Below are 15,228 nucleotides of genomic sequence, written 5' to 3'. Positions count from 1 at the left end.
ATTGTACCGGCGGGCTAAGATGCAGGCTTTCACCCGAGGACCGCATTCCATGTCTTTCACGCCGCGCGGCACGCTGATGATTCAGGGTACGACTTCCGATGCCGGCAAGAGCACGCTCGTCGCGGGCCTGTGCCGGCTCGCCCGGCGCGGCGGCGTGAAGGTCGCGCCGTTCAAGCCGCAGAACATGGCGCTAAACAGCGCGGTCACGGTGGATGGCGGCGAGATCGGCCGCGCGCAGGCGCTGCAGGCAATCGCGGCGGGCGTGCCCGCGCGCATCGACTTCAATCCGGTGCTGCTCAAGCCGACGAGCGATCGAGGCGCGCAAGTGATCATCCACGGTCACGCGCATGCAAATCTGGACGCGCGGGCGTATCACGAATACAAGCGCACCGCGTTCGATGCCGTGCTCGCGTCCTACGCGCGGCTCACGGCCGAATTCGACGCGGTGATCGTCGAAGGCGCGGGCAGTCCCGCCGAAATCAATCTGCGCGATCGCGATATCGCCAACATGGGGTTCGCGGAACGAGTCGATTGTCCGGTCGTGCTGGTGGCGGACATCGATCGCGGCGGCGTGTTCGCGCATCTCGTCGGCACGATCGCGTGTCTTTCGGAAAGTGAGCGGGCACGAGTGCGCGGCTTCGTCATCAACCGGTTTCGCGGCGATATCGGCTTGCTGACACCGGGGCTCGAATGGCTCGAAACGCAGACCGGCAAGCCGGTTCTCGGCGTCTTGCCGTATCTGCATGGCCTCACGCTCGATGCCGAGGACATGCTGCCGTCGCAGGCGCGGTCGCGCGGCGCGGAATCGACGCTGAAGGTGATCGTGCCGGCGTTGCCGCGCATCAGCAATCACACGGACTTCGATGCGCTGCGGGCGCATCCGCAAGTCGATTTCGAGTACGTTCGGCCGGGCATGGCGCCGCCGCCCGCCGACTTGATCGTGTTGCCTGGGTCGAAAAGCGTGCAGCGCGATCTGGCGTGGCTGCGTTCGAACGGCTGGGAGCGGGCGATCGAGCGGCATCTGCGCTACGGCGGCAAGGTGCTGGGCATCTGCGGCGGCATGCAGATGCTGGGGCGCACGGTCGACGATCCTTCGGGCGTCGAAGGCGCGGCGGGTTGTGTCGATGGCCTGGGGCTGCTCGATCTCGCCACCGTGCTCACGCCCGACAAGCAGCTCGCAAACGTGACGGGGCGGCTTGTCATCGAAGGCAAGGAGGCGCCCGTGCGCGGCTACGAGATTCATATGGGACGCACGAGCGGCGCGGCGCTCGCGCGGCCGGCGGTGGCGCTCGACGACGGCCGCTTCGACGGCGCGGTGTCGCAAGACGGGCAGATCGCGGCGACGTATCTGCATGGCATCTTCGATACACCCGAAGCCTGTGCCGCGTTGCTCGCGTGGGCCGGCGTGAACGATGCCGCGCCGCTCGACTATCCGGCGTTGCGGGAGGCGTCGCTCGACCGGCTCGCGGATTCGTTCGAGCAGGCGCTGGATCTGAAGGCGGTGCTGGCGGCGTTCGCTTAAGGACGAGCTGCCGGGGGGCGTGCTTTTCCGCATTCAAGTTTTGCGGCAGCGGTCCGTTATCTGATTGTCGGCACGCCGTGACGAGCGGCGGCCTGTGCTCAATCCGATACCAAGAACACGTTCTCATGAAACTTCGCTCCAAGCTTATGCTGCTCGTATTTCCCGTCCTCGCTGCTTGCGGTGGCGGCGGCGGCGACGACAAGACCTGCACGACCGACCTCGGTAATCTGCAGAAATCGTGCGTAACGAATCCGTCGCATACGCTTCCTGAAGGCTTCTGGTACGGCTCGGTGAATTCCGGGCAGTCGTTCGCGGCGCAGACCATCGTCCTCGAATCGGGTCAGTACTTCAGCATCTATTCGCGAGATGGCTCGTTCGTCTGGCTGATCGAAGGCATCATGACGGCGACCGATGGCGCGTTCAGCGACGCGTCGACGGTAGGTTTCCACGAAGCAGGCGCGATCCGTGCCGGCTCGCTCAGCGGCAACTTCACGCAGAAGAGCACGCTCACCGCGACCACCTCGCTCTATGTTCCGCCCGATACCGCCGCCACCGCGTACAACGGCAACTACAACGCGACGTACGACACGCCGATCGCCATCAACGACGTGGCGCGCACCTGGACGAGCGCATCGGGCGTCTCGCCGATCTCGTCGATCACCTTCGCGGCGGACGGCACGGCCAAGGGCACGCAGAACGCCTGCACGTTCACGGGCAGCTTCAAGCCACGCTCGACCGGCAAGCATCTGCTCGATGGCACCTTGAACTTCGCGGGCGGCGCGTCTTGCACGCTCAATAACGTGTCGATGCCCGTGGAGGCCACGGTCGTCAACGGACAGCTCACCGTCGTCGGCGTCACGACGCAGCGGGATCAGGCGTTCTATCTGTCGGGACAGTGAGCCTGTTGCTGGTTTCCTAAAATCCCGGTTCTTTGCTTAGGATTTAGCCCGCCGCGCGCGGGCTTTTTCTCGTCCAGTGTGCCGTGACGCCTCGTACACGTCGCAGCACGACAACAGTTTCTGATACGACAAATACAATTTTTGTACCGTCCGTTTAATAGACACTTTACAATTGTTAACGATTCGCATTTACGCGCTCAGACGGCTCAATTCACCTTTTTTCGAATATCCACGCCTTATGTCACGATCGGTCACCCAGCAAGAAGTCAGTCGCCGCACTGCGGTATCGAAGGCGGTAGAACGTCTTTTCGTGGGACTGGTCGCCGCCGCCGCAATGCAGGCGAGCGCTTACGCGCAAGGCGCGCCGGCGGCGGACGGCACCTCGGCCGATAGCGCCGGTGCTGCTCAATCGACGACCTTGCCCGCCGTGATGGTCAAGGGATCGGCGGCGCCCGGCGATCTGCCCGCGCCCTATGCAGGCGGACAAGTGGCGCGCGGCGGCAGCATCGGTGTGCTTGGAACGGCGAACGTGATGGACCAGCCTTTCAGCACGACGAATTACACCGAGCAGATGATCCAGGACACGCAGGCGCGTACCATTGGCGACCTCGTCGTCAACAACGCGTCGGTGCGCACGGAGCAAAGCGGCGGCGGTTTCGGCGACGTGTTCCAGATTCGCGGCTTCGACGTCCAGCCGACCGATGTCGCGCTCAACGGCCTCTACGGCATGGTCTCGGCGGCGCGCGTGCCGGTAAACCTGCTCGAACGCGTCGAAGTGCTGCAAGGCCCGGGATCGCTCATGTACGGCATGGGACCGGGCGGCAGCGTCGGCGGCGCGATCAACATCGTCACCAAGCGCGCCGACGATACCCCGCTCACGCGGCTCACCGCGCTGTATCAATCGAAGAGCCAGTTCGGATTTGCCGCCGATATCGGCCGCCGCTTCGGCGATGAAGGCCAGTGGGGCGTGCGCTTCAACGGCCAGATCAAGGACGGGCAGACCGGCATTGCGCACGGCAACCAATTGCAGGGCGACAGCGCGATCGGCCTCGACTATCGCGGCAAACAGTTGCGCTGGTCGTTCGACGCCTACAACGTCTCCGAGAACACCGACGAGTACCGCTCGCAGATCGGTTTCGGCACCGCGACCGCCGTGCCCGCCGTGCCTTCGGCATACAACAATCTCTATCCCGGCTCGAAGCTCAAGCTGCGCGATTCGGCCGTCATGACGCGCGCCGAGTACGACATCAACCAGTACGTGACCGTGTACGGCGCGGCGGGAGAGCACTACGGCACGTCGCAGCAGAACTTCCCGTATGCGGCGGGCATGACGGCGGCGGGCGAGTTCAGCGCCTATAACGGCTATTACGACCAGTACACGCGCACCAAGACCGTCGATGCGGGCCTGCGCTTTCACTTCGATACCTTCGGCGTCAAGCACACGCTGGTCACGGGCGTGACGAGCCTGAATCAGGAGATCGGCTACTTCTACGCGCTGGGATCGACCGCGGTGGCGTCCAATCTCTATTCGCCGTCGCCCCTCGCACCCGTCGATACCCCGCGCGGCGACATGCAGCGCAGCAGCCAGACGCGCCTGAACAGTCAGCAGGTCATCGATACGATGTCGTTCTTCAACGACCGCGTGCTGCTGACGGGCGGTTTCCGTCGTCAGACGATCGGCCAGGACAATTACGATCCGACCACGGGCGCGCAGCAAAGCTCGCTCGACCAGCAGGCGATCTCGCCGCTCGCGGGCATCGTGATCAAGCCGCTTTTGAATGTTTCCGTGTACGGCAACTTCACGTCGGGTCTTTCGAATGGCGGCACGGCGCCGGCGGGCACCGCGAACGCGGGCCAGGCGTTTGCGCCGTACAAGTCGAACCAATACGAAGCGGGCGTGAAGGCGGATTGGGGCCGCGTGCTGACATCGGTTTCGGTGTTTCAGATCTCGCAGCCCAACGCCGTCACCGATCCCACCACGAATTTCTACGGCTACAACGGCAAGACGCGCGTGCGCGGTCTCGAACTGGCTGCTTACGGCGAAGTGTTCCGCAGTCTGCGCCTGATGGCGAGCGCGACGTTCTACGATCCGAAGGTTTCGGGCACGGCGGGCGGCACGCAGGACGGCAACGATCCGGGCGGCGTGCCCAAGTTCGCCTTCAACCTCGGCGCGGATTACGACTTGCCGTGGGTGCCGGGCCTGAGCGTCAACGGGCGGATCATCCATACGGGCGCGCAGTACTACGATTCCAGCGATACCTTGCGCTTGCCGTCGTGGACGCGTTACGACGTCGGCGTGCGTTACGGAATGCGCATCGCGAAGAAGGACGTCGTGTTTCGCGCCAACGTCGAGAATCTGTTCGGCAGCCGGTACTGGATGCAGCAGGGCACCTACGTGACCAACGCCGCGCCGCGGACCTTGCTGATTTCCGCGCAAGTCGATTTCTGATCGCGACTTGAAAAGCCGGGACAGTCGCGCCGCTGTCCGGCTTTTCCTCAATAAAGAATCATCTGCGTACACCGGAACATGGCGATCAGCTTTCCTTCGCCATTGGTGACGCTTGCATCCCACACTTGCGTGCTTCGTCCGGCATGCACGGCCGTCGCCCGCGCGACGATCTTCCCTTCACGCGCCGTCGACACGTGATTGCTCTTCAATTCGAGCGTCGTGAAGTTCTGCGCGTTCTCCGGTAAATGAGCGATGCACGCGTATCCGCAACAGGTATCCGCCAGGCCGACGACCGTTGCCGCATGCAGAAAGCCATTGGGCGCGAGTAACTCCGGCCGGATGACGAGTTCGCCCGTCAACGCGCCTTCTTCGAGTGAAATCAGTTGCACGCCGAGCAACTCGGGCAGACGGCCCTTCTGACGGTTGCGAAGAAAGTCGAGCGTCACATCGGAACGAAGGGGCATGGCGGTCGTTTAGAAGAGATGGGAAGAAAAGGAAAGGGTAGTCCGTTCGGCCAGCGCTTCGCGTGGGCGCCGTTTTGCCGATAATATCAACGGCTCGAAATCATGTATCGGTTCCTAAAACGAAACCGCGCGCAGGGGTATACCGGCGAAGGGCGTCGAACTCAAGCGCGTCGAACAATCTTCTGGACAATTCATGACCGTGATCGTGGTGGCAAATCCGAAGGGCGGCGTCGGGAAAAGCACGCTCGCAACCAATCTAGCCGGGTGTTTCGCGGCAAACGGCGAGTGGGTCGCGCTCGCCGATCTGGACAAGCAGCGCTCCTCGCACGCGTGGCTTTCGCTGCGCCCGGACACGCTGCCAAGAATCGAAGAATGGAATCTCGATGTCGACGCGCCCGCCAAGCCGCCCAAGGGCCTGGAAAAAGCCGTCGTCGATACGCCCGCCGGAGTCCACGGCAACCGGCTCGCGCTCGCGCTGGATATTGCCGACAAGGTGATCGTGCCGCTGCAACCGTCGATGTTCGACATCCTCGCCACGCAAGACTTTCTGTCGAAACTCGCGAAGGAAAAGGCGGTGCGAAAGGGCGCGATTCAGGTCGGCGTCGTCGGCATGCGGGTGGACGCGCGTACGCGCTCGGCGGAACAACTGCATCGTTTCGTGGAAGGTCTCGACTTGCCCGTGCTCGGCTTTTTACGCGACACGCAAAACTACGTGCAACTCGCCGCGCACGGACTCACGATCTGGGACGTCGCCAAAAGCCGCGTGGAGAAGGACCTGGAGCAGTGGCAACCCATCATCGAATGGGTCAGCAAAAAATAAGGCCGGCGGTCCTTGCGGAGCGCCGGCCAAGTCGCGGATGAACTCGGACGATCAGGTCCAGTTCTGCGTCGGCACGTGATCGCGGTTGCCCTTGATGCGGTTCGCTTCATCGACGAAGACGAGGTCCGGCTTCCAGCCCGCCGCGATCTCTTTTTCGTCGACGGCCGCGAAAGCCGCAATGATCACGAGGTCGCCCAACTGCGCGCGCCGCGCCGCCGAGCCGTTCAGCGAGATCATGCCGCTGCCGCGCTCGCCCTTGATGGCATAAGTGGTCAGGCGCTCGCCGTTGTTCACGTTCCAGATGTCGATCTGCTCGTTCTCCAGCAGATTCGCCGCTTCGAGCAGATCCTCGTCGATTGCGCACGAGCCTTCGTAGTGAAGCTCGCAATGCGTGACCGTCGCGCGGTGAATCTTCGATTTGAGCATGGTGCGCTGCATGATGCGTGTGGTTCCTTTACTTCAGATTTCCAGATTGTCGATGAGACGGGTGTTGCCGAGCTTCGCCGCCGCCAGCACGACGAGCGGCGCGCTCGCATCCGCTTCGCCCGGCGCGAGCAGGTCGACGCGCTTGCGCACGCTGATGTAGTCGGGTTTCCAGCCGCGTTCGGCGAGCGCGTTCATGGCCGTGCGTTCGAGCGCGGCCAGATCTTTCTCGCCCGAAAGCACGGCTTCGCGCACGCGATTCAACTGCAGCGCGAGTTGCGGCGCTTCGGCGTGCTCGGCGGCCGACAGAAAGCGATTGCGCGATGACAGCGCGAGACCGTTTTCCTCGCGCACCGTTTCGGCGGCGATGATCTCCGTGGGCAGCGCGAACTGGTGGCACATCTGCCGCACGATCATCAGTTGCTGATAATCCTTCTTGCCGAACACCGCGACGCGCGGCTGCACGCACGACATCAGCTTCATCACGACCGTGCACACGCCGGTGAAGAAGCCGGGGCGGAATTCGCCTTCGAGAATGTCGCCGAGGTTATGCGGCGGATGCACGCGATACTGCTGCGGCTCCGGATACATATCCACTTCGGTCGGCGCGAACAGCACGTAGACGTTCTCCGACTGCAGCTTTTCGATGTCGTCCAGCAGCGTGCGCGGATATTTGTCGAAGTCTTCGTTCGGCCCGAATTGCAGCCGGTTCACGAAGATGCTCGCGACCACCGGATCGCCATGCTGGCGCGCAAGCCGCATGAGCGAAAGATGGCCTTCGTGGAGGTTGCCCATCGTCGGGACAAAGGCGGTGCGGTTCTGACCGCGCAACTGATCGCGCAGTTCGTGAATTGAGCTGATGACTTTCATCGAGCGGGTGTCTCCTGGCGGGCGGCAGCAACAGGCCGCACCGAGGCAAGGGTAGAGAAAATGCTTTTAAGCGGGAGAGTACGCGAGTCTCACGTAAATGGGCGCAAAAGGCTCGGCCTGAGTGATTTCGATCAGCGATTCGCGCGACAACTCCAGCATGGCGATGAAGTTCACCACGACCACCGGTACGCCGCGCGTGGGATCGAATAGCTCGGAGAACTCCATGAAGCGCGCATGCTGCAGGCGCCGCAGGATCACGCTCATATGCTCGCGCACCGAGAGTTCTTCCCGCGAAATCCGGTGATGCTGAACGAGCTTCGCGCGCTTGATGACATCGGCCCAGGCGGAGCGCAGGTCGTTCATGTCGACGTCGGGGAAGCGTTGCGCCGACGCCTGCTCGATATAGACGTCCGCGCGCAGGAAGTCGCGGCCGAGTTGCGGCAACTGGTCGATACGTTGCGCGGCGAGCTTCATCTGCTCGTATTCCAGCAAGCGGCGCACGAGTTCGGCGCGCGGGTCTTCGGCGTCCTCGCCGGTGTCGGCCTTCTTGACCGGCAGCAGCATGCGCGACTTGATCTCGATGAGCATGGCCGCCATCAGCAGATATTCCGACGCGAGTTCGAGATTCGACTCGCGAATCTGATCGACATAGCCGAGATATTGCGCGGTGACATCCGCCATCGGAATGTCGAGCACGTTGAAATTTTGCTTGCGGATGAGGTAGAGCAGCAGGTCGAGCGGGCCTTCGAACGCTTCGAGGAAGATTTCGAGCGCGTCCGGCGGAATGTATAGATCCGTCGGCAGCTTCCAGAGCGGCTCGCCGTAGAGATGCGCGAAAGCGACGCCGTCGATGGTGTCGGGCGTCGAGTCGGTCGCAGGCTTGGCGAGCGCGGCGGCCCGTTCATCTCGCGAGTCGTCCGGGGCCTGACGGCGGGGCGACTGCGGCTCGCGGCCGGCTGTACTCACGTTCAGAAGTTCTGGTAGTAGACGTATGGCGTCTGGTTCACGCGCGCCTTTTGCTGGCGTTCGCGTTCGTCGAGGTCGACCGGCTGCTTGTCCCACAGGAGCGCGCGGCCGCGACGCTGTTCGTCTTCGAGCGTCGGCTTCTGGCTTTTCAACTGATTGATGAACTGGGTGATGTCCGACTGGTACATGATCGGTTTTCCGTTGGCTCGATGCGGTGAATAGGGACGACGCGCCCGGCAGCCTTTGCTGGCGCCGATGCCGCGCGGCACTGGGTTCGATCTCCGGGATTTTACAGCAAGCGTGAAGCGGTAACGCATGGGACTTGGGGCTGCCACGTAAGCGATTATTGGAACCCGCGGAACCCCGCGAGCGTCTGACCGTCCAAAGCCGCACGACAGCGCGCCCGGCAGCGGTCCGCGGACGGCACGCGGCAAACCACACCGCCGCAAGCCGCCGTTGCACATCCGTGCTCGGTTCCCATGCGAAGCTGTGGTGAAATAGCGCCTGCGCGCCGTGACCGGCTCATCGCATTGCAGCCGCGCGTTCGAGGTTCATCTTTCAGTCTCATTCATTCAGATGCCGGAGGTCACGTTTGGCGGGGCGTTCGTTTGATCCGCTGCGCGCGTTGCGCGCCTGTCCGCCGAAACGGCCGCACATGGCGATGTCCACGTCGCCCGGAATGAAGCGCTTGCCGGCTGCCCTGCGCAGCTTCGTGGCATGTGCGCTCCTGGCGGCCGCTTGGCCTGCGTTCGCCAAGTACGACATCGACATCGACGCGCCGCGCAGCGTCAAGAAGCTGCTGAAGGACCATCTCGATCTGTCGCGCTTCGCCAAGCGCGACGACGTCAGCGACGACCAGTTCCAGTTCCTCGTCACCGCCGCGCCGAAGGACGTGCGCGACCTCGTCGCGACCGAAGGCTATTTCACGCCGGTCGTGCGCACCGACGTGACGACCGATGGCGACAAGCGCAAGGTGACCGTCAGCGTCGATCCAGGTCCGCAAACGAAGATCGCCTCCGTGCAACTGCATTTCACGGGCGCCGTGACGACCGAAGACCGCACTCAAGAGAATGCCGCGCGTTTCGCGTTTTCAGTGAACGAAGGCGATCCGTTCTCGCAAGGCGCGTGGGACGACGCCAAGAACGCCGCGTTGCGCGCGCTCCAGTCGCGGCGCTATCTCGGCGCGAAAATCGTGCGCTCGCAGGCGCGCATCAATCCGCGCGCGCACCTCGCCGATCTCTCCGTGACCTTCGACAGCGGTCCGACCTTCACATTCGGCAAGCTCGATATCAGCGGCACGAAGCGCTATCCGGAAAAGATCATCGACAACGTGAACCCGATTCATCCGGGCGAAATCTACGACGTCTCGCGCGTGAACGAACTGCAACGCCAGGTGCAGAACACGCCGTATTACGCGAGCGTGGCCATCGACGCCGACAACGACGTCAACAAGCCGCTCGAAACGCCGGTGCATCTGAAGGTGAGCGAATATCCGTACAACAGCATCCGCTACGGTGTGGGTTATGCGACCGATACCGGCTTTCACGTGCAGGGCGCCTACAGTTATCTGAATACGTTCAACGCGGCCTATCCGTTCACCATTTCCGGCCGGCTCGATCAGACGCAGCAGTACGGCCGCGTGCAACTCGCGATGCCGCCCGATTCGCGCGGCTGGGTGAACGCGGTGTTCGGCTCCTACACCATCACCGACGTATCGAGCACGAAGATTTATAGCGGACGCGTGGGCGTGCAGCGCTCGCGTTCGACGCAGAACATCGACACGACGTATTCGCTCGCTTTCTACGACGACCGCATCACGCAGAACGAGCCGAATCCGTCGACGGCGCGCGCGCTCGTGCCCGCGTGGACGTGGGTGCGCCGCGATGTCGACGATCCGCTGTTCCCGCGTCGCGGCAACATCATTCGCGCAGAAGCAAGCTTCGCGGTGAAAGGCTTGATGACCGATCAGACCTTTGCGCGTCTCTACACCAACGCGCTGCAGTATCTGCCGATCACGAAGAACGATCTCTTCGTGTTTCGCGCGGAATTCGGCGGCGTGTTCACGAGCGGGCCGTCGAGCGGCGTGCCGGCGTCCCTGCTGTTTCGCGCGGGCGGCGCGAATTCGGTGCGCGGTTATAGCTATCTGAGTATCGGCAACAATGTGGCGGGATCGATCTTGCCGACCAAGTACATGGTGACGGGCAGCAGCGAGTATCAGCACTGGTTCACGCACGATTGGGGCGGCGCGGTGTTCTTCGACATCGGCACGGCGACGGATACCTGGAGCGAGCGCGTCTTCCAGCCGGGCGTGGGCGTCGGCGCGCGCTGGCGCAGTCCGGTCGGACCGGTCAACGTGGACGTGGCCTACGGGCTCAAGAACAAGAGCATCAAGCCGTATCTGACGCTCGGCATTGCGTTCTGAACGGGCGCACGAGCGATGGTGGATATCAAGGGCATGACGGAATCGAGCGCACAAGGAAGCAAGGACGAGCCGCGTTGGGATGAGGCGGGCGGCGTCGTTGCGTCCGATGCTGACGCGGGCGGCGGTAATAACGGCGGCAGCGGCGGGTCCGGCGACGATAAAAAGCCGCGCCGCGGCGGCTTCAGGCGTTTCATGCGCTGGTTGGGCGTGCTCGCGCTGGTCATCGTTCTGATCGTCGTGCTTGCCATCGGCACCGTGTTGTTCGTGCTCAACACCGAGCGCGGCACGCGTTACGCGTGGCAGGCGGCGACATCGCTGCTCAAGGGTCAGCTGACCGGCAAGCTCGATGGCGGCGCTATCGCCACCGGCGTGAGTCTGCGCGATGTCCACTGGAAGAGTCCCGACGGCAAGGGCACGGACATAGCGGTCGACAGCGTTTCGGGACGCTGGGCGCTCACGCGCGAGCCGCTGCGCTTTACCATCGATTATCTGCATGTCGGCACCATCGACGCGCGCATCGCGCCTTCGAAAGAAAAGTCGACGAAAACGGAACTGCCGAAGGATTTGCGCCTGCCGATCCAGCTTGCCATCCGCGACCTGAGCGTGGAAAAGCTGCAGTTGCATCAGGGTGCGACGACCACCGAATTCTCGCGCCTGCTCTTTAACGGCGGCAGCGACGGGCAGCATCATCAGGCGACGGTGCAGCGGCTCGACACGCCGTTCGGCGCAGTGACGGCATCCGCGAAGCTCGACGGCGGCGCGCGTCCGTTCCCGCTTTCCGGCGATGCCGGCTACACCGGCAAGCTAAACGGCGAAGCGGTGCAGGTGGGCGCGCGATTATCGGGCTCGCTGGAAGACCTCATTGCCGATATCGACGCCAGCGGCATGAAGCTCAACGGCCGCGCGCATGTCGAAGCGCTGCCGTTCGGCGACGTGCCGCTCAAGCTTGCCATCGTCAATGTCGATCACGTCAATCCGCAAGCGTTCAGCCCGGGCGCGCCGTTGGCCGACCTCGCCGTGAGCGCCGAAGTGAAGCCGGTCGAGAACGCGCCGGGCTTCGTGGTGAGCGGGCCGGTGTCGATCGTCAACGCGAAGCCGGGCGCCATCGACAAGAAGCTGCTGCCGCTCATCGACGCGCACGCCAACGTGCGGCTCGATGCCTCCGCGCAAAGCATCACCGATCTCAACGTGCGTCTCGTGAAAGAAGCGACCGTGACGGGTGGCGGCTCGCTCAAGGGCGGCGACGGCAAGTTCGACCTCAAGGTGGCGAAGCTCGACCTCAACGCAATCGAAGCGAGCGTGCGTCCGACCGATTTTTCCGGGCCGATCAGCGTCGTGCTCGCGGGCGATACGCAAACCATCGCCGCCGACCTGAACGATCCGAAAGCGGCGATCCGCGCGCAAGCCAAGGTGAAGCTCGACCCGAAGCAGACCGCGCTCGACGAAGTCAAGCTGACCGTCGGCAAGGGTCGCGTCGAAGCGAACGGTGTGCTCAAGAAAGATACGAATTCGAGCTATGACCTGAAGGCGAAATTCATCGACTTCAATCCGCTTCTGCTCACGCAGCAGTTGCTTCAGCCGAAGCCCGCGCCCGTCAGGAAAGGCACGCAGAAGAAGCCCGCCGCGCCCGCGCGCGCGATCGAGGCGCGCGTGAACGGCACGCTGGCCGCATCCGGCAGACTCGCGCCCGAACTCACCACCAAGGCGACCTTCAAACTCGCCGACAGCATGTACGACAACTTGCCGCTCACCGGCGAAGGCACGGTGCAACTGGCGGGCATGCGGCTCTTGCCAAGCGCGGCCAAGTTGTCTGTCGCGGGCAACGATGTCGATCTGAACGGCAGTTTCGGCGCGCCCGGCGACCGGCTGCGTTTTCGCGTCGATGCGCCGCAACTCGAGCGCCTCGGCTTCGGTCTCGCGGGGACGGTGAAGGCGGACGGCGATCTGACCGGCTCGATTGCGCATCCGAACGTGGCGGCGAATTATCAGGCCGATGGCGTCGTGTTCGGCGCGAACCGCCTCGGTCATGCGGAAGGTCGCGCGGATATTCGCGATGGCTCGAACGGCGCGCTCGTCTTCACGCTGAAAGCGCGCGATGCGAGCACCTCGGGCATCGAAGTCGCCACGCTCGATGCGAACCTCAACGGCACACGCATGCATCACACGCTCGACGTGACCGCGACCGGCAAGGTTCAGGGGCAGCCGGTGAATCTCGCGCTCGGCGCGAACGGCAAGTTCACCGATGCCGCCGACGGCCCGCATTGGGACGGCACGATCACGAAGCTCACCAACAAGGGCACGCCGTCGGTCAACCTCGAACAGCCGCTGACCGTGAGCTACGGTCCGGCCAGGCTCGTGCTCGGCGCGACGCGGCTCGTCGCGGAAGGCGCGGCGCTCAATCTCAAGTCGTTCGCGCTCGATCACGGCCGCATCCAGTCGGCCGGAACGTTGACGAATCTCTCGGTGCCGCGGCTTCTGGCCGTGCGTCAGGAAATGACGGGCGAGGAGCCGCCGATCCGCACCGACCTCGTCTTCGATGGCGACTGGAACTTCTCGCTCGGCGCCACGGCGACGGGTTATGCGCAGCTCAAGCGCCGCAGCGGCGATGTGACCGTGGAAGGCACCCGTGGCGTCTCGGCGCTCGGCATCAACGACATCTCTGCGCGCGCCGATTTCTCCAACGGCAATACGCTCAACGCGACGCTGCGCGCGCAGGCGACGCGCATCGGCGTGATCGAAGCCAACGCGCACACGCCGCTCGCCAATCGCGACGGCATGCTGACCGTGGTCGACGAAGCGCCGCTCTCCGGCGCGATCAACGCGAATATCCCCGAACTGCGCACCACCGGCGGGCTGCTCGGCCCGAGCTATCTGCTGGGCGGCAAGCTTGCGCTCAAGTTGAGCATCGCGGGGATCGTCGCCAAGCCGAATCTGTCGGGGTCGCTGACGGGCGACAATCTTTCGGCGACGGTCGTCGATCAGGGCGTTCAGTTGAAGGACGGCATCATTCGCATTGCGCTGTCGGAGAATCTGGTGGACTTCCAGCAGGTGGAGTTCCACGGCGCGAGCGGCACGTTGCGCGCGACGGGCAAGGTGCGGCTCGATCAGGCACAGCCGGACCTCACCGCGAGCATCATCGCGGACAAGCTGGAACTGTTCGCCTCGCCCGACCGGCAATTGTCGCTTTCGGGCAGCGCGAGTATCGCGAACGCGGGATTGCAGGGCGGCATGGCGATCAACGGCAAGTTCACCGTCGATCACGCGCTGTTCGACTTGCCGGAATCCGGCGCGCCATCGCTCGGCGACGACGTGGTCATCGAACGTCCCGATGGCACCATCAAGGGCGAAAACACGACGAAGCAGACGGTGGCCGCAACGGAAAAACCGGTTGGACCGTTCACGCCGCGGGCGAATATCGACATCGACCTGGGGCAGCGCTTTCGCTTCAAGGGCGCCGGCGCGGATCTCGGGCTTGCCGGCGTCATCAGTGTGACGAGCGCGCCGAACATGCCGCTGCGCGCGGTCGGCAATGTGCGCGTAACGACGCCGGGTTCGAGTTACACGGCGTTCGGGCGCAAGCTCAACATCGAGAATGGCTTCTTCACGTTCAACGGACCGGTGGCGAACCCCGGCATCAATGTCCTCGCGATGCGGCGCAATCAGGAAGTCGAGGCGGGCGTGCAGGTGACGGGCACGGTGCAGGCGCCCGTGGCCAAACTCATTTCCGAACCGAGCGTGCCTGACAACGAAAAGCTCTCGTGGCTTTTGTTCGGTCATGGCACGGATCAGGGCAATAACGTCGGCCAGCAGAGCGCAATGACGAGCGCACTCGCGTTGCTCGGCAGCACGGGCGGCAAGCGTATTGCGCAGACCTTCGGGCTGGATGAATTCACCATCGGTTCGAGCGAAGTGGGCCTGACCGATCCGCAAGTGGTGATGATCGCCAAGGCCATCAACGAGCGGCTGGTGATTGGCTACGAGCAGGGTCTGCAATCGGCTAGCAACGCGATCAAGGCGACACTGAGCCTGTCGCGATTCTGGTCGGTGACGGCGTATGGCGGGACGTTCCAGGGCGTCGATCTGTCTTACACACGGCGCTTCAATTCGTGGATGCGGCTCTTTTCGTCGACGACGCCCACGCGGTCGGAGCGGGCGGCGGCTTCGTCGGCCGCGGCGGCATCCGAGGTGGAGTCGACCACGGAGTAGATCGCTTTGAAGACGTAAGGGGACAGGGGCATGCGAGTCGATCGCGTGCCCCTTTTTGCTTTTGCGCCGCGCCCGTAACCGATGTCTTTCTCTGGTCCCGAGACTTGCCTCCGATCTGAGTCGTTCTCAAGGCGCGCAAAAACCCGCAAGAACATTCTCAATATGGATGCGTTACATCAACGATTTA

The 15,228-nt window shown here is 63.5% G+C and carries 11 protein-coding genes; 6 read left to right on the top strand and 5 right to left on the bottom strand.

Annotated elements, in window-relative coordinates; all coding sequences use genetic code 11:
• The first annotated feature begins 49 nt into the window (after positions 1–49).
• The 3 genes from ACYQ47_RS32990 (at position 50) to ACYQ47_RS32980 (ending at position 4,870) form a co-directional block, all read left to right on the top strand.
• Positions 50–1,522 carry a cobyric acid synthase gene (locus tag ACYQ47_RS32990; RefSeq protein WP_459908980.1) on the top strand — a complete coding sequence of 491 codons (1,473 nt, stop codon included), beginning with the start codon at positions 50–52 and terminating at the stop codon, positions 1,520–1,522.
• 125 nt (positions 1,523–1,647) lie between these two features.
• Complete coding sequence (locus tag ACYQ47_RS32985) at positions 1,648–2,421, top strand: hypothetical protein (RefSeq protein ID WP_459908978.1); 774 nt, start codon at positions 1,648–1,650, stop codon at positions 2,419–2,421.
• A gap of 238 nt (positions 2,422–2,659) precedes the next feature.
• A complete protein-coding gene (locus ACYQ47_RS32980) occupies positions 2,660–4,870 on the top strand; it encodes a TonB-dependent receptor (RefSeq protein WP_459908976.1) in 2,211 nt (736 codons plus the stop codon).
• Between the two features lie 47 nt (positions 4,871–4,917).
• Here the strand turns inward: ACYQ47_RS32980 and ACYQ47_RS32975 are convergent, their stop codons facing one another.
• Positions 4,918–5,334, bottom strand: coding sequence for a PaaI family thioesterase (locus ACYQ47_RS32975; RefSeq protein ID WP_250491921.1), 417 nt, complete (start codon positions 5,332–5,334; stop codon positions 4,918–4,920).
• 193 nt (positions 5,335–5,527) lie between these two features.
• On the opposite strand from ACYQ47_RS32975, the gene ACYQ47_RS32970 reads away from it, so the two are divergent.
• Positions 5,528–6,154 (top strand): ParA family protein, encoded by a 627-nt coding sequence (locus tag ACYQ47_RS32970; protein WP_250525503.1) that lies wholly within the window; start codon positions 5,528–5,530, stop codon positions 6,152–6,154.
• Between the two features lie 51 nt (positions 6,155–6,205).
• Here ACYQ47_RS32970 and panD read toward each other — a convergent pair whose 3' ends face one another.
• The 4 genes from panD to ACYQ47_RS32950 all read right to left on the bottom strand — a co-directional run bounded on the left by panD (position 6,206) and on the right by ACYQ47_RS32950 (position 8,604).
• On the bottom strand, positions 6,206–6,592 hold the full coding sequence (panD, locus tag ACYQ47_RS32965; protein ID WP_244827277.1) for an aspartate 1-decarboxylase: 387 nt from the start codon (positions 6,590–6,592) through the stop codon (positions 6,206–6,208).
• Positions 6,593–6,613: 21 nt separating this feature from the next.
• Positions 6,614–7,447 (bottom strand): pantoate--beta-alanine ligase, encoded by an 834-nt coding sequence (panC, locus tag ACYQ47_RS32960; RefSeq protein ID WP_244827278.1) that lies wholly within the window; start codon positions 7,445–7,447, stop codon positions 6,614–6,616.
• 66 nt (positions 7,448–7,513) lie between these two features.
• Positions 7,514–8,299, bottom strand: a complete 786-nt coding sequence (locus ACYQ47_RS32955; protein ID WP_309845153.1) for a segregation and condensation protein A — start codon at positions 8,297–8,299, stop codon at positions 7,514–7,516.
• 116 nt (positions 8,300–8,415) lie between these two features.
• On the bottom strand, positions 8,416–8,604 hold the full coding sequence (locus ACYQ47_RS32950; RefSeq protein WP_244827978.1) for a DUF3460 family protein: 189 nt from the start codon (positions 8,602–8,604) through the stop codon (positions 8,416–8,418).
• Positions 8,605–9,092: 488 nt separating this feature from the next.
• Between ACYQ47_RS32950 and ACYQ47_RS32945 the strand changes: the two genes are divergently transcribed.
• Complete coding sequence (locus ACYQ47_RS32945) at positions 9,093–10,835, top strand: autotransporter assembly complex protein TamA (RefSeq protein ID WP_459909418.1); 1,743 nt, start codon at positions 9,093–9,095, stop codon at positions 10,833–10,835.
• Between the two features lie 15 nt (positions 10,836–10,850).
• Entirely contained in the window at positions 10,851–15,041 is a 4,191-nt protein-coding gene (locus tag ACYQ47_RS32940; protein WP_459908972.1) for a translocation/assembly module TamB domain-containing protein, read from the top strand.
• Positions 15,042–15,228: the final 187 nt, after the last annotated feature.

The organism is Caballeronia sp. HLA56 (genome assembly GCF_054655155.1).
The sequence above is the reverse complement of the archived record's forward strand: the minus strand, read 5'-3'. Positions and strand labels throughout refer to the sequence as shown.